The following is a 21152-nucleotide window of genomic DNA, read 5'->3' on the forward strand; positions in this document are numbered from 1 at the left end:
GATTTATATCCCCATACATTCCCGATAGAAGTCGAAAACTTCGAATATGGTTTCCTTATCTGCCGTTTGGTTCAGGCAAATATCGCCCACTTCTTTCAGTAGTGTAAAGTTAATGATGCCGGCGGTATTTTTCTTGTCATGCAGCATCAGTTCGTAAAGACGGTCGTATTGCTTGCAGTTGAAGGTAAATGCTCCGTAATTCTCCTTGATAAACTGAATGGTTTGGCGCATTTTTTCTTTTGGAAAGCCTGTTTTTATGTGCGACAGATAGAGCTCGCATACGATTCCCCAAGCTACGGCATAACCATGCAGCACCGGACGGTTCTCTGCCAAAGCAAGGCTTTCGAAAGCGTGTCCTACGGTATGTCCGAGGTTGAGCGCTTTGCGTATGCCATGCTCTTTAGGATCTTGTTCCACAATATCCTCTTTTACTTGGACAGAACGACCTACCATGGCTTTGAGAGCGGTATAGTCTATTTTCTCCGTATCGAAAGAGAGCAGCTCCGCCAAATGTTCGGGAGTGCTGATAAGGCCATGTTTCAGCATTTCGGCATACCCGGAAAAAAAATTATGGGCATCCAGACTGCGGAGGAATTCTGTTTCCAGCAATACGCTGGCGGCAGGAGCAAAGACTCCGATTTCGTTCTTCAGCCCGTTGAAGTTGATTCCGGTTTTTCCGCCTACTGATGCGTCTACCATAGCAAGCAAAGTGGTGGGGATGTTGATATAAGCTATTCCCCGCTTAAAGGTGGAAGCCGCAAAACCGCCGAGGTCGGTAACCATGCCGCCGCCCAGATTTATCAATAATGAATGGCGGGTAGCCCCCCGTTCGCTCAACGTTTGCCATACGGAGGCCAGTGTTTCCAGATTCTTATGTATATCTTCTGCGCCGATAATGATTTCGGCGGCATCTTGCAGTGCAGGAATACTTTGCAGTTGCGGCAGGCAAAGGCGGTGGGTATGTTCGTCGGTCAGGATGAAAAGCTTATCGTGCGGACACTTCTCAATGGCATGCGTCAAGCAGCTTTCAAGTTCTTCGCAAAGGATTACTTCTTGTTTACTCATGAGAAAATTGCGGATTTGTGATTTATTGCGGGACAAAGATAATTCTTTCGGCAATAAATGCTACCTTTGTCTTATGAAAATAAATCTGAAATCATAAATCTGAAATTCAAATGAAAGCTTTACTTCCCGTATATTGTCGTCCGCTTGGATATTTTGTAATAGCACTCGCCCTGTTTCTTCCGTTCCTGATGATGATGATGGGCAGGGTTACGGATGCCAACTTGTTGTTTTATAAAGAGTGTTCCAAACTTTTGATGATGCTGGGAGCATTGATGATTCTATTTGCTTTGACGAAAGGCGAATGCAAGGAGGTGGAGGATATACGCAACAAAGCTACACGTAACGCTATATTCCTGACGGTGCTTTTCATTTTTGGAGGTATGCTTTATCGCGTGGCACAAGGGGATATTTTATCTGTAGACTCCTCTTCTTTCCTGATATTCTTGATTATGAATGTTCTTTGTTTGGAATTTGGTATAAAAAAAGCGACCGTTGATCGGTTGTTTAAGCGGAATAATCGATAATTAAACAAAATCAATCTGTAAGGCATTAAACCTTTTGCCCGTAAGTTTGTCAAATGAAGCAGTTACAAATAAACATTGTTGATCATTTAGAAGACAGGGCATGAAAAGATTTATCACCGGAACGATGTTGTTGTTGGCAACTGCATTGTCCGCTTTCTCACAAACAAAAAATATTACTGTATCCGGCCGCGTGGTTGAGGATACGAATGAACCCGCGGTACAAGCTACTATCCAATTGTTGTCATTGCCGGACAGCGCCTATGCTGCCGGTGTTGCCACTACCGGCAAAGGCTATTTCACCTTACCGAAAGTGAGTGCCGGAAAGTATGTATTGAAAGTTTCCTACATTGGTTTTAAGAATAAGTTTATCCCTCTGCATCTTTATGCTAACGTGCTCAATAAGAATGTCGGTACACTGACACTCGAAACGGATGCCATTATGCTCGCTGAGGCTGTAGTGACCGCTGAAGCGCCGCAAGTGCAGGTGGTGGAAGATACATTAATGTACAACTCCACCGCTTACCGTACGCCGGAAGGTGCGATGCTGGAAGAACTGGTGAAAAAACTTCCCGGTGCGGAGATTGATGATGACGGTAATGTGAAGATTAACGGCAAGGAGTTGAAGAAAATCATGGTGGATGGAAAGGAGTTTTTCGGCGGTGATGTGAAAACCGGCTTGAAGAATCTGCCTGTCGATATGATTGATAAACTGAAAACCTACGACAAAAAGTCGGACCTGGCCCGTATCACCGGTATAGACGATGGTGAAGAAGAAACAGTACTCGACCTCACAGTGAAGAAAGGTATGAACAGGGGTTGGTTTGGCAATGCGGACGTGGCTTATGGTACGGAAGACCGCTACATGGCACGTATGATGGTGAATCATTTTGTGGATAAAACACAGTTCTCTTTAATCGGTTCGGCAAATAATGTGAACGACCAAGGATTCTCCGGTGGTGGCGGCGGTCCGCGCTGGCGCAGGAACAACGGTTTGGTGGCTACAAAAACATTAGGTGCAAACTTTGCCATAGAGTCATCCAAATTGGAGATTGGCGGTAGTGCACGATATAATTACAGAGGTTCGGACATTATCAGTACCAATTCGTCTGAGCGTTTCTTGCAAAACGGGAATTCATATTCCAACTCCAATTCTGTCAATAAGAACAAGAATGTTAACTTTAATGCGGACTTCCGTCTGGAGTGGAAGCCGGATTCTATGACGAATATTATTTTCCGTCCGAATTTCTCTTATGGTAAGACTGATAATGCATCTGCTTCAGAGTCGGGCACATTCAATACCGACCCGTACAACTTGGTTGCCAACCCGAACGACTTTCTTAATTTTGACCAGTTGGAGGATGATCCTTTGAAAGATATTCGTGTCAATGCTACAAACAGCGCTTCTTTGAGTAAGAGCAAGAGCATTTCTACGGCGGCCACTTTGCAATTGAACAGAAAGCTGAACGACAGAGGGCGTAACATCACTTTCCGCGGGCGCTTTGGTTACGGTGATAATGATAATGACCAATATACACAGTCGGAAACCCGTTATTACCAGATTCTGAATGCATTGGGAGGAGATTCTGTTTTGTATCGCAATCAATATGTTACGACTCCCACTTATAATTACAATTACAGTGTTCAGCTGACTTACAGTGAGCCGATTGCCAGAGCTACTTTCTTGCAATTCAGTTATCAATTCCAACATAAATATAGCGAGAGTGACAAGACTACTTTCGATATGCTGAGTTTTCCGGACTGGGACATCAACGGGCCTTTGCCTTCCGGATATGAGGCACATCCGGTGGATAGTTTAGGTAAGTATGCGGAGTATCGGTATTATAATCACGATGCTTCTGTATCGTTACGCTTCATTCGTGAGAAGTATCAGTTGAGTGCGGGAATGTCTTTCCAACCCCAGCATTCTATACTGTCTTATAAACGTGGTGATTACATGATTGATACAACGCGCAATGTGTTCAACTTTGCTCCGAATATTGACTTCCGCTACCGCTTCTCCAAAGTGAGCCAATTGCGTTTTATGTATCGCGGACGTAGCAGCCAGCCAAGTATGGAGAATTTGCTACCTATTGTTGATAATTCAAACCCATTGAATATCCGGGTGGGGAACCCGGGCTTGAAGCCTTCATTCACACATAATATGCGTTTTTTCTATAATACGTATAATGCGGAGCTGCAGCGCGGCATGATGGCACATGTCAATTTCTCGACTACACAGAACAGTATCAGCAACAGCACCATATATAATGAGCAGACGGGTGGACGAACTACTATTCCAAAGAATATCAACGGTAACTGGAATGCTTTCGGTATGTTCGGATTCAATACGGCATTGAAGAATAAGAAGTTTACAATTAATTCCTTTTCCAATATCAGTTATAATAATAATGTAGCTTTCTTGTATAATAACGATACCAAGGTGGATGACAAGAATACTACTACCGGACTTACGCTGAGTGAGCGGTTGAACGGTGCTTATCGTAATGAATGGTTTGAATTCGGGTTGAACGGCTCTATCTCTTATACTGCCGAACGTAGCAAACTGCGTCCGGAGAATAATCAGGAACCTTATACTTTTTCTTACGGCGCTTTGACTAATATAACGATGCCTTGGAAGATGACGCTTTCTACCAATATCACCAATCAAAGCCGTCGCGGCTATACGGATAGCAGCATGAACCGTAACGAATTGATTTGGAATGCCCAACTTTCGCAATCTTTTCTGAAAGGTGCAGCTACCGTAAGTTTTGAGATGTATGATATTCTAAAACAACAGAGCAATATCAGTCGTTCGCTGACGGCGGATGCCCGTTCGGTATCTTCTTACAATGGTGTCAACAGCTATTGTATGCTACACTTTATTTACCGTCTGAATATATTCGGAAATAAGTCTGCGCGCGAAAGTATGCAAGGCAGAAGGGGCTTTGGCGGTCCCGGCCCCGGTGGGCATCGGGGCGGCTTTAGTGGAGGACACCGTCCATTCTAATGTTAATCAATGTAATAGGTCGTAAAAGTTCTTTTGTTTTTTATACATTTGTTTTACCCTTTATGACAAATGTATGCTTGATTGGAACTTTATAGCCGGCCTCATAGCCACAGTAGCATTCGATATAATCTATTTTGGTGCGATTATCGGAACAATTACGGTTATTATTCTTGATAACCGTAACCCGGTAAAGACGATGGCGTGGATACTGATACTGATGTTTTTACCGTTAGTGGGCCTTGTGCTTTACTTCTTTTTCGGTCGTAGTCAGCGGCGTGTACGTGTCATAGGGAAGAAGAGTTACAACCGTCTGTTGAAAAAACCGATGGCTGAATATCTCGCTCAGGATTCGTGTATGCTTCCGATGAATTACAGCCGTCTTATCTCCTTGTTCCAAAATACCAATCAGGCTTTTCCGTTTGATGGGAATCGTGTGGAGGTCTATACGCGTGGGCTTTCCATGCTTCAGGCTTTGCTGCGCGAGTTGCAGAGGGCTGAGAAGCACATCCACATGGAATTCTATATCTTTGAGGATGATGCTATCGGGCGTATGGTGCGTGATGTGCTGATAGATAAGGCAAAGCAGGGGGTGGAGGTGCGCGTTATTTATGATGACGTGGGGTGTTGGCACGTTCCCAACCGGTTTTATGAACAGATGCGTGAGGCAGGAGTGGACGTGCGAAGCTTCTTGAAGGTACGTTTTCCTTTGTTTACCAGCAAGGTAAACTATCGTAACCATCGCAAGATTGTGATTATTGACGGTCGTATCGGGTTTGTCGGCGGGATGAATTTGGCAGAGCGTTATATGCGCGGTTTTTCTTGGGGAATCTGGCGTGATACGCATCTTTTATTGGAAGGCAAGGCTGTACATGGTTTGCAGACAGCCTTTCTGCTCGATTGGTATTTTGTAGACCGCACGCTGATTACTTCTGCCCGCTACTTCCCGAAGGTGGATAACTGCGGCACTTCATTGGCGCAGATTGTAACAAGTGAACCTATAGGGCCTTGGAAAGAAATTATGCAGGGGCTCGTCATGGCAATAACCGGAGCACGGAAGTATTTCTATATTCAGACACCTTATTTCCTGCCGACGGAAGCCGTTGCCGTCGCTATGCAGACGGCGGCTTTGGCAGGAGTGGATGTGCGCTTGATGCTCCCTTATCGTGCAGATAACAGATTGACGCATTTAGGCTCTTGTTCATATTTGGCAGAAGCGTTGAGGGCGGGAGTGAAAGTTTATTTTTATAAGAAAGGTTTCCTGCACTCCAAATTAATGGTGTCGGATGATGAGTTGTCTACAGTGGGCTCTACCAATGTGGATTTCCGCAGTTTTGAGCATAATTTTGAGGTGAACGCATTTATATATGATACGGAAACAGCCCTTCAAATGCGTGAAATATTCTTGCAGGATCAAAGGGAATGCGTGCAAGTATTCTCAAAGAATTGGGCGAAACGTCCTTGGTATCGTAAAGCTGCGGAAAGCGTGGTACGCTTGTTGGCACCGCTTTTGTAGTTGAAAGTTTCAACTAAACAGTGAGAAGTTTACGCTGCCGTATACTCTTCTTTCTACAAAATGAGGGTGGTCTTCAAAATTGTTTGTTTTTCCGTGTTCCAAAACAAACAGGCCGTCTTCTTTTAAAAGATTATTCTCAAAAATCAGGTCGGGCAGGGTTTCAAGTCCTTTTAGTTCGTAAGGTGGATCGGCAAAGATGAAGTCGAACTGTTCGCGGCCTCCCCGTATATATTTGAATACATCACCGCGGACAGGCAGACATTTATCGGTTTTCAGCTCTTGCATCACTTTGCAGATAAAAGCGTAATGGTCGCGGTCTTTCTCTATGCTGACAACCTGTTCACAACCTCTGGATACAAGTTCAATACTGATACTGCCTGTACCGGCAAATAGGTCGAGGGCACGTACACCTTCTTCAAAGTCTATATAATTGGATAATACATTAAACAGGTTTTCTTTGGCAAAATCTGTAGTGGGGCGTGCCTTGAATGTATGAGGCACGTCAAAGCGTCTTCTTTTGTATATTCCGCTGATTACTCGCATAAGTTAATGGCTTGTAGGTCAAGATTAGTGGCAGGGTTCATGATGAATACCTGTCGGATGAATTTTCTCAGTTCGGGCAGCAGTTGTTCCTTGTCGGACAATTCACCGGTGAGATGAAGTTCGTCGCGTTCCTGCTCCATACCAAGTTGTTTCCAGATATAGAGAATGTAGTAGATACGGTCGCCGGTTTCCTTGCAGGCAAAGACATTGGCAAAAGTTAGCCGGCCTCGTTCGTAAGCATAGATGTCTATAGCTTCTTTCCGCAGGTGTACATACATTTTTCGGCAGTTGCCCAAACGGCTTTTGGCAGCAAAGAACTCTATAAACGGACTTGCCTGTGAGTAGAAACGGATGTCTGGATATTGCTCGCGTAAAAGGGAGCAGGCGCTTTTGTCCATACCGAACAGTACAACTATATTGTTTTTATGCAATATATTGTATTGCACCAGTTCATTGTCTTGTTGGGGGTGGTTATGATAGAATACAGTTTCTACCTGCTCGTCTTCGAAAAACTCCAGAGGAATGAACGTAAACCGTTTGTTTGCCATGAGTATGTTGACACGGCGGAATGAGCGGTTCAGCCACTCCACTTCCCGGAAAGCCTGTTTTAGGTTGGCGGTAAGAGACAAGGAAGCGTCTACCTCGCGTTCGTAGAAAGCAAGTTCACCGTCACCGAGGGGATTGAATATAGAAAAAGAAAATCCATCCGTACTAAGACGGATGGATAAGGTATATTGTTCCGATTTACTAAAATCAGTCGTTTCTATCATACGTGTGTCGGTGGATTATTCCCAGTTACCGGCGTTGTTGTTAGCTGTTTCCAAGCTACCAATCATCAAGCCGGAGTATTTGCCCAACTTAGTCTGAAGGTCTTTCAAGTTAGCAATTTCCTGCTTGTCCAGACCATTCAAATATACATCGTACGGAGTCTTAACTTCGAGCAGACAGAAAGGAGCGCCGGATTTAGCGGTATCGTTGCGGATTGCCATTTCAAATTGTGCACCATTTCCGAAAGGAACGTATCTCATAGAATCTGCATTGAAACCTTTCGGGAAGATAGTATCCAATACAGCTACCCACATAGTATCACGTTTGAAGTTTTCCAAGCCCCATTTTTTAACTTCTGAGTAGTTACCGGTTTTCTTGGCTTTATTGATGATGTTGATAGCTTTCTTTTCTGTCAAACCGTCTTCCAACTGCTTGTCATCCAATTCGCCTTGTTTGAAGATGAACGGAAGCTTTTGGTTCTTTACGAACTCAATCAACGTATCGAAGCTGGCTGTGTATTGCTGGTCGTGCAAACCGCGATATTCCAACTGTGCTTTACGAATGTCAATCAGACGTGCAATGACTGCTGCGTCTCTGTGCTTCTTGGCTTTTTCAAAGTTTATAGGACCCATGATACTGGCATAGCAGATATAAACTAAGACCAGAGCACATAAGCCTAAAACGATATTAAATACTGTTTTCATGATAAATATGTTTTTTAGTTGTTATATTCGCACCGCAAAAATAAAAGAAATAAATTTAAAAACGACAGTTCCCGTTACTTTTTTCTATTACAAAAATGATAAATAACTATTTAGAAAGGCAAATTAAGGAAAATTTTCCTTACCAACCAACTTCGGAGCAGGAAATTGCAATAAAATCTTTGTCTGAGTTCCTTCTGTCGCCCCGTAACGAGGAGGCTTTTCTGCTTCGTGGTTATGCCGGAACGGGTAAGACGTCGTTGGTTGGCGCTTTGGTTAAAACACTGGACAAGTTGCAACAAAGGGTGATATTGTTGGCTCCAACGGGGCGGGCGGCAAAAGTTTTTTCCGCTTACGCAGGACATCCGGCGTTTACAATTCATAAAAAAATCTATAGACAGCAATCTTTTTCTAACGAGACAAGTAACTTCTCTGTGAACGATAATTTGACAACTCATACTTTGTATATCGTGGATGAAGCATCGATGATTTCCAATGAGGGATTATCGGGAGCATCATTCGGCACGGGACGTTTGTTGGACGATTTGGTGCAGTTTGTCTATTCCGGTATGGGATGCCGTCTTTTGCTGATGGGTGATACGGCACAGCTTCCGCCGGTGGGGGAAGAACAAAGTCCGGCTCTTTTTGCCGATGCGTTGAAAGGGTACGGACTGGAGGTGCAGGAAGTGGATCTGACACAAGTTGTCCGTCAGGAGCAACAGTCGGGAATATTGTGGAATGCTACTCGTTTGCGGCAACTGATAGCCGAAGCTGTGTATGAGACATTACCGAAAATAAAGGTGACGGGCTTTGCGGATATTAAAGTGCTGCCGGGCAATGAGTTGATTGATATGCTTGAAACGTGCTACGACCATGACGGGGAGGACGAAACAATTGTGATATGCCGCTCTAACAAGCGGGCAAATATTTACAATAACGGCATCCGTGCCCAAATTCTTTGGAGGGAGGATGAACTGAACACGGGAGACTTGCTGATGGTTGCGAAAAATAATTATTTCTGGACGGAACAACTTCAGGCGGATATGCTGCGAAACGGGGAGAAGAAGGAAGCGGTGGCGCAAGTTCCGGACTTTATTGCCAATGGTGAAACGGCCGTAGTGCGTCGGGTGCGCCGTACTCGCGAGTTATATGGCTTCCGTTTTGCTGATGTAACCTTGTCATTTCCGGATTATAATGATTTTGAGTTGGAAGTGAATCTCTTGCTCGATACTTTGCATAGCGATGCCCCCGCATTGCCGAAAGCGGATAATGACCGGTTGTTTTATACAGTCCTTGAAGATTATACGGATGTAACAGTGAAGCGTGACCGGATGAAGAAGATGAAGGCAGACCCGTACTACAATGCCTTGCAAGTGAAATATGCCTATGCCGTGACTTGCCATAAAGCGCAGGGCGGGCAGTGGAAGAATGTTTTCCTTGACCAGGGATATATGACGGACGAGTATCTGACACCCGATTATTTCCGATGGCTGTATACGGCCTTTACCCGTGCTACGGGAACGTTGTATTTGGTGAATTATCCAAAAGAACAGATTGAATGAATAAAGAAACTCCGTTTCAGCAAGCAAAGCCGAAACGGAGTTCTTATTATAGTGGTTGAAGTGGTTGTTTAGATATTTGCCAGTTCCAACACTTTATCCACCGCAGCATTCAGCCCGTCTGGGTTCTTGCCGCCGGCAGTTGCGAAGTGAGGTTGACCACCGCCACCGCCTTGTATCAGTTTGGCGGCCTCTTTCACGAGATTACCGGCTTTCAGACCGCCGGCTACAAGATTGTCGCTTAGCATTACTGTCAGCATCGGTTTGCCTTCAAATACGGTTCCCGCAACGAAGAAGAGATTTTCCGTGATTTCTCCGCGTAGTTGGAAAGCGATGTTCTTAACCGTGTCGGCGGGTATCATGGCTGCACAGAACTTGATAACTTTCACACCGTTTATTTCTTGGATGTTCTGCAAAAGTTTCTCTTTCAGCTGTGCTTCTTTTTCTTTCATGAAGTCTTCCACCTGTTTCTTCAAACCTGCATTTTCTTCGATGTATTTGCGGATAGCACCGGACAAGTCGGGAGCATTGTTGAAGAGCGCTTTCAAATCGCGCATTGTATCTTGGAATGTATCGAGCATTTCTTCTACGCGGGCTCCGGTATAGGCTTCGATGCGACGGACACCGGCAGCAACGGAACTTTCGGATACAATCTTTATCATTCCGATATTTCCGGTGGCGGCTACGTGTGTACCACCGCAGAATTCAATGGAAGAACCGAACTGGATAACACGTACGTGGTCGCCGTACTTCTCGCCGAATAAGGCGATAGCGCCCAATTCTTTGGCTTCTTCGATAGGAATGTTGCGGTATTCCTTCAGAGGAATATTGGCGCGTATCTTGGCATTTACGATGTGCTCTACCTGACGGATTTCTTCATCTGTTACTTTTTGGAAGTGAGAGAAGTCGAAACGTAAGGATTCCGGACTGACCAAAGAGCCTTTCTGTTCAACGTGGTCGCCCAATACTTCGCGCAATGCGGCATCCAGCAAGTGGGTGGCAGAGTGGTTGGCGGCACAGGCGGCGCGCTTGTCTGTGTCTACACAAGCCATAAGCGGAGCTTCCGGATGTTCGGGCAACTTTTTGGTGATATGGATAGGAAGGTTGTTTTCTTTCTTTGTATCAATAACTTCAATTGTCTCGAATTCGTTAACCAACACACCGGTATCACCTACCTGACCACCGCTTTCGGCGTAGAACGGAGTTTTATCTAGAACAATCTGGTATAGGGTCTGGTTCTTCTGCTTTATCTGCCGGTAGCGCAGAATGGATGTTTCGTACTCTGTATAGTCGTAACCTACGAACTCGGTAGCGCCTTCTTGCAGAGTAATCCAGTCTCCGGTTTCTACAGCGGCGGCATTACGTGCACGCTGTTTTTGCTGCTGCATTTCGGCATCGAATTCTTTGATGTCGGCTGTCATGCCGTTCTCGCGAAGAATAAGTTCCGTAAGGTCGAGGGGGAAACCGAAAGTATCATAAAGCGTAAAGGCGTCTTTACCGCTGATTTCGGTCTTACCGGCGGCTTTGGTATCTGCCATAGTCTTATCCAGCAAACGTATGCCTGTCTCCAATGTGCGAAGGAAGGAATCCTCTTCTTCTTTAATCACTTTGGCAATCAGTTCTTTCTGTGCATTCAGTTCGGGATATGCACCGCCCATATTCTCAATCAATACAGGCAGTAGCTTGTACATGAAAGCCTGTTTCTGTCCGAGGAATGTATAACCGTAGCGCACTGCGCGGCGAAGAATGCGGCGGATTACATAACCTGCCTTGGCATTACTCGGCAGCTGGCCGTCGGTGATGGAGAAGGCAATCGTACGGATGTGGTCGGCAATTACGCGCATGGCGATGTCCTGTTGTTCGTTTTTGCCGTATGTGGTTCCTGCCATATTGCCGATAGCTTTCAATATCGGTTGGAAAACGTCGGTGTCATAGTTGGAAGTCTTTCCTTGCAGTGTACGTACCAGACGTTCAAAGCCCATGCCGGTATCAATTACCTTGGCGGGAAGTCCTTCAAGGCTGCCGTCCGCCTTGCGGTTGAACTGCATGAATACGAGGTTCCAGATTTCGATAACTTGCGGGTGGTCTTTGTTTACCAGTTGCGAACCGGGCACTTTGGCTTTTTCTTCTTCCGAGCGTGAATCCACGTGGATTTCCGAACACGGTCCGCAAGGGCCTGTATCGCCCATTTCCCAAAAGTTATCATGCTTGTTTCCGTTGAGGATATGGTCTTTCGGCAAGAATTGTTCCCAGTAGGAAGCGGCTTCATTATCACGTTCCAAACCTTCTTCGGGGCTGCCTTCGAATACGGTTGCGTAGAGGTCTTTCGGGTCAAGCTTCAGCACGTCTACCAAGTATTCCCATGCCCAAGAGATGGCTTCTTTCTTGAAGTAGTCGCCAAACGACCAGTTGCCCAACATCTCGAACATAGTGTGATGATAGGTATCGTGACCCACTTCTTCCAAGTCATTGTGCTTTCCGCTGACGCGAAGGCACTTCTGTGAGTCCGCTACTCTCTTATATTTCGCCGGGTGGTTACCCAAAATGATATCTTTAAACTGGTTCATCCCTGCGTTGGTAAACATCAACGTGGGGTCATCTTTAATCACCATCGGAGCCGAAGGCACAATTTGGTGACCTTTACTTTCGAAGAAACTCTTGAATGAGTCTCTGATTTCATTTGCAGTCAACATACTTCTTATTTTATAGTAAATCTTATAATTCTTGAAAAAACTGTGCAAAGATAGCTTGTTTTTCGTATTTTTGTGGCATTGATAATGAATTATTTACTCTCAATGCGCAAAGTTTACTACATTTATAATCCACGGACACAGACTTATGACCGGATTTATCCTACCGTTCGGCAACGGGCGTTGAGCATCTTGCGTCGGTTGTTTTTCGGCATGGGCTTGGGAGCCGGCAGTTTTATCCTGCTATTGCTGATTTTCGGTTCACCGTCCGAGAAGGAACTGCGGAAAGAAAACAGCCAACTTAAAGCGCAGTATAATGTCCTTTCGCGAAGAATGGACGAGGCTATGGGGGTATTGCAGGATGTACAGCAACGTGACGACAATCTGTATCGCGTAATATTTCAGGCCGACCCGATTCCGTCGGCTATCCGTAAAGCGGGATATGGCGGTACAAACCGTTATGAACATCTGATGGATATGGCTAATTCTGACTTGGTGGTAAACACTACGCAGAAGATGGATATGCTTACGAAACAGCTCTATATTCAATCCCGTTCGTTCGATGATGTGGTGGAGATGTGTAAGAACCATGATGAAATGTTGCGTTGCATCCCTGCCATCCAGCCTATATCAAATAAGGATTTACGTAAGACTGCTTCCGGTTACGGAACACGCATCGACCCTATTTACGGAACTACCAAGTTTCATGCAGGAATGGACTTCTCGGCCCATCCGGGAACGGAAGTATATGCCACAGGCGATGGTAAGGTGGTGAAGATGGGATGGGAAACCGGTTACGGCAATACCATTATCATAGACCACGGTTTCGGTTATCAGACTTGGTATGCCCATCTGCAGGGTTTCCGTACGCAGCTTGGCAAGCGGGTAGTGCGGGGTGAGGTTATCGGCGAAGTAGGCAGCACCGGCAAAAGTACGGGTCCTCATTTGCATTATGAGGTACACGTAAAGGGACAGGTGGTGAATCCTGTAAACTATTATTTTATGGATTTGAGTGCCGAAGATTACGACCGTATGATACAGATTGCGGCCAATCATGGTAAAGTGCTCGATTAATGGATTGTATAACGACTAATTGATAGTGCCGCCATGCTGAATACCGATAAAGAACTGAAACTGTATTACTCCATTAGCGAGGTTGCAAAGATGTTTGATGTCAACGAATCCTTGCTTCGTTTCTGGGAGAAAGAATTTCCGCAACTCAACCCCAAGAAAGGGGGGCGGGGGATACGCCAATACCGTAAGGAGGATATTGAAACAGTGAAGCTGATTTATCACTTGGTGAAGGAGCGCGGAATGACATTGCCCGGCGCGCGCCAGCGCATGAAAGACAATAAAGAAGCCACTCTCCGGAATTTTGAAATCGTAGAGCGGCTGAAGGGTATTCGTGAAGAACTTATCGGAATGAAAGAATCACTCGACGCCTTTACCTACGAAGATGTAGAGGCGTTGAAGGAGAACCTTGCAAAAGAGCGCCTGTGAGAATCATCCTTCTATTCTTGTCACTTGCTTGATGTTCTGTATCAGTTTTAAGTTGTTACAGATGCTGCGTACATCATCCACGTCATGTACATAAAGTTGAATCTTGCCTTCGAAAATACCGTCGGTTGTTTCAATGGTCAGCTTGCGGATATTGACGTTCAGCTGGCGAGAGATAACTTGCGTCACTTCGTTCAGTAATCCCATGCAGTCAATGCCTTTCAGGTAGATGGTGACGAGGAATGAAAGCTCCTTGTGGGTGTCCCATTCGGTGGCGATGATACGATTGCCGTAGCTGCTCTTGAGGCGTGCCGCCACAGGACACTGGCGTTTGTGGATAATTATCCGGTTCTGTTCGTCTATGTATCCCAGTACGTCGTCACCGGGAATGGGATGGCAGCAGTCCGCCATGATATAGTTTTTCTGGATAGTTTCTTCCGTCAGCTTCAATATCTGCTTCGTATTGATTTTTTCTTGCGGAGCTTTCTCTTCGGGTTGTTCCTTGGCTTCTTTGTTGTCTTTGTTGCCGAAAGAGAAAGTCAGGAATTTCTTCCAGTTGGTACTTTGTTTCTCTTTGAACGCATTCCTGTCCGCATCTCCCAATACGAGTTTCCGGCTGCCTACGGCAACGAACAATTCGTCGCGGGTGTGGAAATTATGCAGGCGGGTGAGTTTGTCCAATGCCTCATCATTCATGCGGATATCCTCATTCTTGAAGAAGTCGGCAAGGATAACCTCGCCCTCTTTCTGGTGAGCCTTTGCTTCCTTGCGCAGGATAGAGGCAATCTTGGCGCGGGCGCGGGCGGTAGTGGCATACACTTCCCACTCCGGTTGCACACGTTGCGACTTGGATGTCAGGATTTCCACCTGGTCGCCGCTCTGCAGTTTATGGCTGAGGGGGACGAGCTTGTGATTCACCTTGGCGCCGATGCAGTGGCTGCCGATGTCTGTGTGCAGGGAGAACGCAAAATCCAGCGCTGTAGAGTTTTGCGGCATTGTCTTGATTTCGCCTTTTGGGGTGAACACAAATATTTCCGAAGCAAACAGGTTTAGTTTGATAGTGTCCAAAAAATCAATGGCATCCGGTTGGGGGTCATCGAGTATCTCTTTGATGGTACGCAGCCATTTGTCCAATTCACCTTCGTCTTCGCTGCCGCCACCTTCTTTGTATTTCCAATGGGCGGCAAAGCCTTGCTCGGCAACGTCGTTCATGCGTTCACTGCGAATCTGGACTTCAATCCATTGTCCGTTGTTGCCCATAAGGGTGACGTGCAAGGCTTGGTAACCATTTGCTTTCGGATGGCTCACCCAGTCGCGCAGGCGGTCGGGATGCGGTTTGTATATTTTGGATATGGATACATAGATGTCAAAGCAGTCATTCAGTTCTTCCTCCATGTTGCGGGGCTCGAAGATGATGCGTACGGCAAGCAGGTCGTAGATTTCCTCAAACGGCACGTGCTTTGTCTGCATCTTGTTCCAGATGGAGTAAATGGATTTGATGCGGGCAAGAATACGGTATTTCAGCCCCATTTTGTCCAGTTGGGCACGTATCGGGGCGGTAAATTCTTTGAAAACCTTGTCACGTTCTACTGCTGTTGCTGCAAGTTTTTCCTCTATTTCGTGGTATTCTTCCGGATGTTCGTATCGGAAACTCAGGTTTTCCAATTCTGTCTTTATCTTGTATAAGCCCAACCGGTTGGCAAGCGGCGCATAGATATACAGTGTTTCGCCGGCTATTTTGAACTGCTTGTTGGGCAGCATGGATCCGAGGGTACGCATATTGTGCAGTCGGTCGGCTATCTTGATAAGAATAACGCGAATATCATCGGACATGGTAAGCAGCAACTTCTTGAAGTTTTCTGCCTGTGCCGAGGCGCGGTCGCCGAAGATACCTCCTGATATTTTGGTAAGCCCGTCAACAATCTGGGCAATCTTGGGGCCGAAGATGTTTTCTATATCCTCAACGGTATAGTCGGTATCTTCCACTACGTCATGCAGCAGGGCGGAACAGATGGAAGTGGAACCAAGCCCTATCTCGTTGCAGACAATCTTTGCAACGGCGATGGGGTGCATGATGTAAGGTTCACCCGAACGACGCTTGATTCCCTTATGCGCTTGGTTGGCAAAATTGAATGCCTTGGTTATAATTTCTATACGCTTGCGGTGTTTGGTTGCCAAATAGTCGTTCAACAGTTCTTGGAATGCCTGTTCAATCATTTCTTCTTCGGCTTTCTCTTTCTCCTTCTGGCTTACGCTCTCTTCCATATACTGTTTCTCCTTTCTTCTTCACTTTTTGCAAAAATAAGCAATTTTCAACACCGGGCAAGCATTTATGTATTTATTTGTAAATCTTCAGTCTCTTTCCTGCATTGATTTTTGTGCTGCTCAATCCATTCCAGCTTTTTATCTGATTGACGGTGACGCCATATTTGCGGGCGATGGTCGACAAAGTTTCGCCGCTACGTATCTTGTGGTAGGTTGCGTTGCCTTGTGAAGAGCTTTTTCCTTTGCTGCTGCGTACCTTGCTGCGATTGTCTGCAACGGAAACCGTTCTGCGGTTCTTAAACAGTTCTGCGCTGCGGTGGGCGTAAATAGTATCTTGGCTGTCAATAAAAGTACTGATGTAGTTTATCGGCAGGCGGAGCGTTTGAGGTTTGCTGTCTCCCGGAATAATACTTTTTTTATATTGGGGATTCAGGCTCTTGACTTCATCTATGTTGATGCCGCAAATATCCGTGATTTGCTCGAAGTGCAAATTGCGGTTCACCTGTATGGTGTCCGTAGCATCCGGAATATTGGTTTCCATCGGGCAGATGTTGTGTTTGCAATAATAAGTCATTACGTAGTTGGCGGCTATAAAGGCGGGCACATATCCCCGTGTTTCTTTGGGCAGATAATTGTATATTTCCCAATAATCTGTCTTGCCGCCTGCGCGACGAATGGCTTTGTTGATTGTGCCGGGACCGCAGTTGTAAGCGGCGATTACCAAATTCCAGTCTTGGTAAATGGCGTACATATCTTTTAGGTAGCGTGCGGCGGCCCACGTTGCTTTTATCGGGTCGCGGCGCTCGTCTACAAGGCTGTTGCTCTCCAAACCGTATATCTTGCCTGTGTTCAGCATGAACTGCCATAAACCGGAAGCTCCTGCACGGGAGATAGCTGAGGGATTGAGGGCCGATTCAATAATCGGCAGGTATTTCAGTTCCAGCGGCAGGCCGTATGTGTCGAGCGCTTCTTCGAAGATGGGCATATAGAAATTGCAGGCGCTTAGCATGAAGGCTACTTGGTTGCGGAGGCGTCCTGTGTACATATCGATGAATTTGCGTACGATTTCATTGTACGGCATCTCCATGATGGTCGGCATACGTGAGAGCCGATCGATGTATATCGAGTCGCTGAATTCCGGATTTACGGTAGAGGTGCTGCAATCTTTTCCTAAATCGATGTAGTTTTTTGCCTTCCAGTCATTTAGCAGGCTGTCTACGGGGTAAGTCATGCTCTTGGGCAGGTCTATGACTTCCCGGCGTTCCGTTCCGTTTTCATGAATAATTACGTCTACGCTCTCTTGGGCATACGCCTGCGGAGCAGCAAGCAATACGCTGAACAGAAGTGAGGAACCTATGATTATTCTTTTCATGTATGTGGGTTTATTTGTCATGGATAAATCTGTTTTATTTGTTTTTAAAAGCGGAAGCTGCACTGCAATCCAACGGAGCGGTTGGACGAGTTGCTCATTTGGTTGTTGATGACGGTCGGCTCTACCTTCATGCTGAGGTCGGGGCTGATGTCGAAGTTGGACAACTCGGCGTCTACGTAAGCATCTATGACGGACAGCAGGTACACCCCGATAAATGCAAAGATGCTTAAGTCGCGGTATCTGCGGTAAGTGTCTTTTCGTTTGCGCAACAATTCCTTCAGCTGGGTCTCGGAGATGCTATATCCGGGTGGCAGCAAGTCGGTGATACTGCTGGATTGCATATTGCCGTTCATTGCGTCCTTGTATGCGTTGGAGTAGTCTTTGTACATCTTGCCATTCCACGTCAGGGCATAAGCGCATCCGGCAAAACCGCCGTAAAATATAGGCAGTTTCCAGTATTTCCGGTTATAGATTTGCCCGCCGCCGGGAATCACAAGCGCCAGCCAAGTTGCTTTTGTTGGGTTGGGAACCCATACTTTCCGGTTTATTTCTCTTTTGAGGCTGTCGGTCGGTACTTCCTGCTCTTTCAAAGTAGGGGAAGAGGTCATTTCCAACAGCTTCTTTTTGTTCTCGGCTGCAATGCTGTCGACGGTGGCGATGCTGTCTGCCGAAGTAACGGTTTGTCGTACGGAGTTGAGGGAGTCCGTCTGCTGCCTGTGTATTCTTTTTGAGGCAGCGCGCGGACGGTTCTGGCCATACATAGCAATCCCTGCCGTCTGTATGAAGCAGAGCAGCAGGGCGATACTGATTTGATATATTCTTCTTCTTTTCGTCATTTATTTTTCAGCGTATCAAGAATGCCGATGATACGTTCCAATTCTTCTTCGTTACTGAACGGGATACTGATTTTGCCTTTTCCTTTTTCAGAGCAGGTCAGCTGTACTTTGGTACTGAAGAAACCGGAAAGCTGTTTCTTCAGCATATTGAATTCCTCAGGCAGTTTGGCGCGTTTGGGGGCAATCTTCCGGCCGCCGCTTTTCACGGCTTCGCCCTCGTTCAATGATTTTACGATTTCCTCTACTTTGCGGACGGAATAGCCCTGTTCGAGTATTTCCTCAAAAATCTTCACTTGCAGTTTGGGGTCGCCCAGTGTTATCAGTGCGCGGGCGTGTCCCATATCTATCTGCTTGTTTTGCAGTCCCATCTGGATGGGAGCCGGCAATTTGAGCAGGCGCAGGTAGTTGGCGATGGTGGTACGTTTCTTGCCTATGCGTTCGCTCAGGCGTTCTTGGGTCAGTCCGTATTGCTCCAACAGGTGTTGGTAGGCAAGCGCAATTTCCACAGAGTTCAGGTCTTCTCGCTGTATGTTCTCGATGAGCGCCATTTCCATGACATTCTCGTCATCGGCAGTACGGATGTAGGCGGGGATGCTCGTCAGTCCGGCTATTTGTGAAGCGCGGAAGCGGCGTTCGCCGGCAATAATCTGATATTCGTCATCGGATAGCTTGCGCAGGGTGATAGGCTGGATGATGCCAATCTCTGCAATAGAATCGGCAAGCTCCTGCAGCGCTGTTTGGTCGAACTCGCGGCGGGGCTGATTGGGGTTGACGGCAATCTTCGACAATTCTATTTCATTGATAGAGGAAGAACCTTCGGTCTGCACCTCATCCATAGAGAGCAAGGCGTCCAGCCCACGTCCTAATGCATTTCTTTTCTGTGCCATCTATTTATTACTGTTTTACGATTTACTATTTGCTTTCTTGCCATACGGGCGTTTTACTTCTCGTTGTGGCTGATTAATTCTTTTGCCAGTGCGATGTGGTTTTTGGCTCCGGTGGAGTCTGCATCGTACAGGATGGTGGGCAATCCGTAGCTGGGCGCTTCGCTCAGTTTTACATTGCGTTGGATAACGGTGCTGAACACCAGTTCTTGGAAGTGGCGTTTTACTTCATCGTATATCTGGTTGGCTTGTCGCAGGCGCGAATCGTACATGGTCAGCAGGAATCCTTCGATTTCGAGTGCGGGGTTCAGCTTGGACTTGATGATTTTGATGGTGTTCAGCAGCTTGCTGATGCCTTCCAGTGCAAAGTATTCGGCCTGCACGGGGATGATGACCGAGTCGGCGGCCGTAAGCGCATTGATTGTAATCAGCCCTAATGACGGAGAGCAATCTATCAAGATATAATCAAACTCTTCTTTTAGCGGGGCAAGCACTTCTTTCAGTATCTTTTCCCGGTTTTTGAGGTTGAGCATTTCTATTTCGGCACCTACCAGATTGATGTGGGAGGAAATAACCTTCAATGTATCAATCTCTGTGTCGTGGATAGCGTCGCGCACATTGGCACGGTCTATAATACATTCATAGATAGTACATTCTGCCTGCTTGATGTCTACGCCCAACCCGGATGAGGCGTTTGCCTGAGGGTCTGCGTCTACAACAAGAACTTTCTTTTCAAGTGTGGCGAGAGAAGCTGCAAGATTAATGGTCGTTGTTGTTTTTCCTACACCACCTTTTTGATTTGCCAAAGCAATTATTTTTCCCATAATTTCAATGTTTATTGGCAGCGAAATAAGTGATAATTCCGAATAGCACCTACTAAAAAAGAGAAAGATTGCAAAAACGGTTGAAAAGTCGCCTGTTTTGTTAATAACTCCGGGGCGTTTATTTCAGCTCTTCCTGCGAAAGTACGCTAAAGTACTCTTTCTCCATGTTAGCGGGCAAATATACGTATTTATCTTGAAATGAAGCTGTTTTTTTGTCTCACTTGCGTAAGATTAAGATTTATTTCAATGCGCCGGCAGCTTTGCGGGTTGTTCTGTGCGGCTGAAATTTTAATAGCTGTTTAGGGTGGTTGATGCAGTTTTTTTGTACCTTTGCTTTATAATGTGCGTAAAGGTTATAGTAAATCATAAGAATATGGGCAACAAAATCTATCCTATCGGTATTCAGAACTTTGAGAGTCTTCGCAAAGACGGATTTTTCTACATTGATAAAACAGCATTGGTTTATCAGTTGGTGAAGACGGGGCGTTACTACTTCCTCAGCCGTCCGCGCCGCTTCGGCAAGAGCTTGCTCATATCTACCCTCGAGGCTTATTTCCAAGGGAAGAAGGAGTTGTTTACAGGTTTGGCTATTGAGAAGTTGGAGAAAGACTGGATTGAATATCCCATATTGCATCTGGATTTGAATATCGAAAGGTATGATACACCCGAAAGTTTAGGTAATATACTGGAGAAGAACCTTGCCGAATGGGAGAAACTTTATGGGGCTGAAATTTCTGAACGTACGTTCTCCTTGCGTTTTGCCGGAATCATTAAGCGTGCTTGCGAACAGACGGGGCAGCGTGTCGTAATCCTTGTGGATGAATACGATAAACCTATGTTGCAGGCCATCGGCAATCAGGAGTTGCAGAAGGAATACCGCAATGCGCTGAAACCTTTCTACGGAGTACTGAAGACCATGGACGGTTGTATCAAGTTTGCCTTGCTGACGGGTGTCACCAAGTTTGGCAAGGTCAGCGTGTTCAGCGACCTGAACAATCTGAATGACCTTTCAATGTGGAACAAGTACATTGATATTTGCGGAATCAGCGACAAGGAGTTGCAAGAGAATCTTGAAGAGGAAATGCACGAGTTTGCCGAAGCGCA

At 46.0% G+C, this 21152-nt stretch carries 17 protein-coding genes; 7 read left to right on the forward strand and 10 right to left on the reverse strand.

Annotation, left to right across the window (positions count from 1 at the left end):
• Positions 1 to 3 precede the first annotated feature (3 nt).
• Entirely contained in the window at positions 4 to 1065 is a 1062-nt protein-coding gene (gene aroB / locus KG118_RS11410; protein WP_117711022.1) for a 3-dehydroquinate synthase, read from the reverse strand.
• A 110-nt stretch (positions 1066 to 1175) separates the two neighbouring features.
• Here aroB and KG118_RS11415 point away from each other — a divergent pair, with 110 nt between their 5' ends.
• The 3 genes from KG118_RS11415 to cls all read left to right on the forward strand — a co-directional run bounded on the left by KG118_RS11415 (position 1176) and on the right by cls (position 6109).
• The gene (locus KG118_RS11415; RefSeq protein ID WP_117711023.1) at positions 1176 to 1589 is read left to right on the forward strand and encodes a hypothetical protein; all 414 of its coding nucleotides are present in this window, start codon (positions 1176 to 1178) and stop codon (positions 1587 to 1589) included.
• A 100-nt stretch (positions 1590 to 1689) separates the two neighbouring features.
• The gene (locus tag KG118_RS11420; RefSeq protein WP_117711024.1) at positions 1690 to 4596 is read left to right on the forward strand and encodes a TonB-dependent receptor; all 2907 of its coding nucleotides are present in this window, start codon (positions 1690 to 1692) and stop codon (positions 4594 to 4596) included.
• A 73-nt stretch (positions 4597 to 4669) separates the two neighbouring features.
• Positions 4670 to 6109 (forward strand): cardiolipin synthase, encoded by a 1440-nt coding sequence (gene cls / locus KG118_RS11425; RefSeq protein WP_117711025.1) that lies wholly within the window; start codon positions 4670 to 4672, stop codon positions 6107 to 6109.
• Positions 6110 to 6118: 9 nt separating this feature from the next.
• Here the strand turns inward: cls and rsmD are convergent, their stop codons facing one another.
• Genes rsmD through KG118_RS11440 form a run of 3 tightly spaced genes read right to left on the reverse strand, consistent with a single transcriptional unit; the run spans position 6119 to position 8124 of the window.
• Positions 6119 to 6652 carry a 16S rRNA (guanine(966)-N(2))-methyltransferase RsmD gene (rsmD, locus tag KG118_RS11430; RefSeq protein WP_117711026.1) on the reverse strand — a complete coding sequence of 178 codons (534 nt, stop codon included), beginning with the start codon at positions 6650 to 6652 and terminating at the stop codon, positions 6119 to 6121.
• The gene (locus KG118_RS11435; RefSeq protein WP_117711027.1) at positions 6643 to 7422 is read right to left on the reverse strand and encodes a DUF3822 family protein; all 780 of its coding nucleotides are present in this window, start codon (positions 7420 to 7422) and stop codon (positions 6643 to 6645) included. The genes rsmD and KG118_RS11435 overlap by 10 nt, the downstream gene beginning before the upstream one ends.
• A gap of 15 nt (positions 7423 to 7437) precedes the next feature.
• Positions 7438 to 8124, reverse strand: coding sequence for a hypothetical protein (locus KG118_RS11440; RefSeq protein WP_117711028.1), 687 nt, complete (start codon positions 8122 to 8124; stop codon positions 7438 to 7440).
• A gap of 95 nt (positions 8125 to 8219) precedes the next feature.
• Here KG118_RS11440 and KG118_RS11445 point away from each other — a divergent pair, with 95 nt between their 5' ends.
• Positions 8220 to 9683, forward strand: coding sequence for an ATP-dependent DNA helicase (locus tag KG118_RS11445; RefSeq protein WP_117711029.1), 1464 nt, complete (start codon positions 8220 to 8222; stop codon positions 9681 to 9683).
• Positions 9684 to 9751: 68 nt separating this feature from the next.
• Here KG118_RS11445 and alaS read toward each other — a convergent pair whose 3' ends face one another.
• Positions 9752 to 12373 (reverse strand): alanine--tRNA ligase, encoded by a 2622-nt coding sequence (gene alaS / locus KG118_RS11450; RefSeq protein WP_117711030.1) that lies wholly within the window; start codon positions 12371 to 12373, stop codon positions 9752 to 9754.
• Between the two features lie 102 nt (positions 12374 to 12475).
• Here alaS and KG118_RS11455 point away from each other — a divergent pair, with 102 nt between their 5' ends.
• Both KG118_RS11455 and KG118_RS11460 read left to right on the forward strand, forming a co-directional pair.
• Entirely contained in the window at positions 12476 to 13444 is a 969-nt protein-coding gene (locus tag KG118_RS11455; protein ID WP_117711031.1) for a M23 family metallopeptidase, read from the forward strand.
• Between the two features lie 33 nt (positions 13445 to 13477).
• Positions 13478 to 13870 (forward strand): MerR family transcriptional regulator, encoded by a 393-nt coding sequence (locus KG118_RS11460; RefSeq protein ID WP_117711032.1) that lies wholly within the window; start codon positions 13478 to 13480, stop codon positions 13868 to 13870.
• Positions 13871 to 13873: 3 nt separating this feature from the next.
• Here the strand turns inward: KG118_RS11460 and KG118_RS11465 are convergent, their stop codons facing one another.
• From KG118_RS11465 to KG118_RS11485, 5 genes are all read right to left on the reverse strand, one after another.
• On the reverse strand, positions 13874 to 16132 hold the full coding sequence (locus KG118_RS11465) for a RelA/SpoT family protein (protein WP_117711033.1): 2259 nt from the start codon (positions 16130 to 16132) through the stop codon (positions 13874 to 13876).
• Positions 16133 to 16205: 73 nt separating this feature from the next.
• Positions 16206 to 17504, reverse strand: coding sequence for a lytic transglycosylase domain-containing protein (locus tag KG118_RS11470; protein ID WP_187119992.1), 1299 nt, complete (start codon positions 17502 to 17504; stop codon positions 16206 to 16208).
• Between the two features lie 44 nt (positions 17505 to 17548).
• Positions 17549 to 18340 (reverse strand): DUF5683 domain-containing protein, encoded by a 792-nt coding sequence (locus KG118_RS11475; protein WP_117711035.1) that lies wholly within the window; start codon positions 18338 to 18340, stop codon positions 17549 to 17551.
• Positions 18337 to 19227, reverse strand: a complete 891-nt coding sequence (locus KG118_RS11480) for a ParB/RepB/Spo0J family partition protein (RefSeq protein ID WP_117711036.1) — start codon at positions 19225 to 19227, stop codon at positions 18337 to 18339. Before KG118_RS11480 ends, KG118_RS11475 begins: the two co-directional genes overlap by 4 nt.
• Before the next feature lie 53 nt (positions 19228 to 19280).
• Positions 19281 to 20048 (reverse strand): ParA family protein, encoded by a 768-nt coding sequence (locus tag KG118_RS11485; RefSeq protein WP_004289088.1) that lies wholly within the window; start codon positions 20046 to 20048, stop codon positions 19281 to 19283.
• A 373-nt stretch (positions 20049 to 20421) separates the two neighbouring features.
• Between KG118_RS11485 and KG118_RS11490 the strand changes: the two genes are divergently transcribed.
• Positions 20422 to 21152, forward strand: a 731-nt coding sequence (locus KG118_RS11490) for an ATP-binding protein (protein ID WP_213388458.1), incomplete at its 3' end; no start/stop codon positions are given.

Origin of the sequence: Bacteroides propionicigenes (assembly GCF_018390535.1) — a bacterium.
In the GTDB taxonomy this organism is placed as follows: Bacteria; Bacteroidota; Bacteroidia; order Bacteroidales; family Bacteroidaceae; genus Bacteroides; species Bacteroides propionicigenes.

Coding starts and splice junctions, on each gene's coding strand:
- KG118_RS11465 (WP_117711033.1), bottom strand. CDS start 16,132: ATGGAAGAGAGCGTAAGCCAGAAGGAGAAAGAGAAAGCCGAAGAAGAA.
- aroB (WP_117711022.1), bottom strand. CDS start 1,065: ATGAGTAAACAAGAAGTAATCCTTTGCGAAGAACTTGAAAGCTGCTTG.
- KG118_RS11460 (WP_117711032.1), top strand. CDS start 13,478: ATGCTGAATACCGATAAAGAACTGAAACTGTATTACTCCATTAGCGAG.
- KG118_RS11485 (WP_004289088.1), bottom strand. CDS start 20,048: ATGGGAAAAATAATTGCTTTGGCAAATCAAAAAGGTGGTGTAGGAAAA.
- KG118_RS11455 (WP_117711031.1), top strand. CDS start 12,476: ATGCGCAAAGTTTACTACATTTATAATCCACGGACACAGACTTATGAC.
- KG118_RS11420 (WP_117711024.1), top strand. CDS start 1,690: ATGAAAAGATTTATCACCGGAACGATGTTGTTGTTGGCAACTGCATTG.
- KG118_RS11470 (WP_187119992.1), bottom strand. CDS start 17,504: ATGAAAAGAATAATCATAGGTTCCTCACTTCTGTTCAGCGTATTGCTT.
- KG118_RS11435 (WP_117711027.1), bottom strand. CDS start 7,422: ATGATAGAAACGACTGATTTTAGTAAATCGGAACAATATACCTTATCC.
- KG118_RS11415 (WP_117711023.1), top strand. CDS start 1,176: ATGAAAGCTTTACTTCCCGTATATTGTCGTCCGCTTGGATATTTTGTA.
- KG118_RS11445 (WP_117711029.1), top strand. CDS start 8,220: ATGATAAATAACTATTTAGAAAGGCAAATTAAGGAAAATTTTCCTTAC.
- rsmD (WP_117711026.1), bottom strand. CDS start 6,652: ATGCGAGTAATCAGCGGAATATACAAAAGAAGACGCTTTGACGTGCCT.
- cls (WP_117711025.1), top strand. CDS start 4,670: ATGCTTGATTGGAACTTTATAGCCGGCCTCATAGCCACAGTAGCATTC.
- KG118_RS11475 (WP_117711035.1), bottom strand. CDS start 18,340: ATGACGAAAAGAAGAAGAATATATCAAATCAGTATCGCCCTGCTGCTC.
- KG118_RS11440 (WP_117711028.1), bottom strand. CDS start 8,124: ATGAAAACAGTATTTAATATCGTTTTAGGCTTATGTGCTCTGGTCTTA.
- alaS (WP_117711030.1), bottom strand. CDS start 12,373: ATGTTGACTGCAAATGAAATCAGAGACTCATTCAAGAGTTTCTTCGAA.
- KG118_RS11480 (WP_117711036.1), bottom strand. CDS start 19,227: ATGGCACAGAAAAGAAATGCATTAGGACGTGGGCTGGACGCCTTGCTC.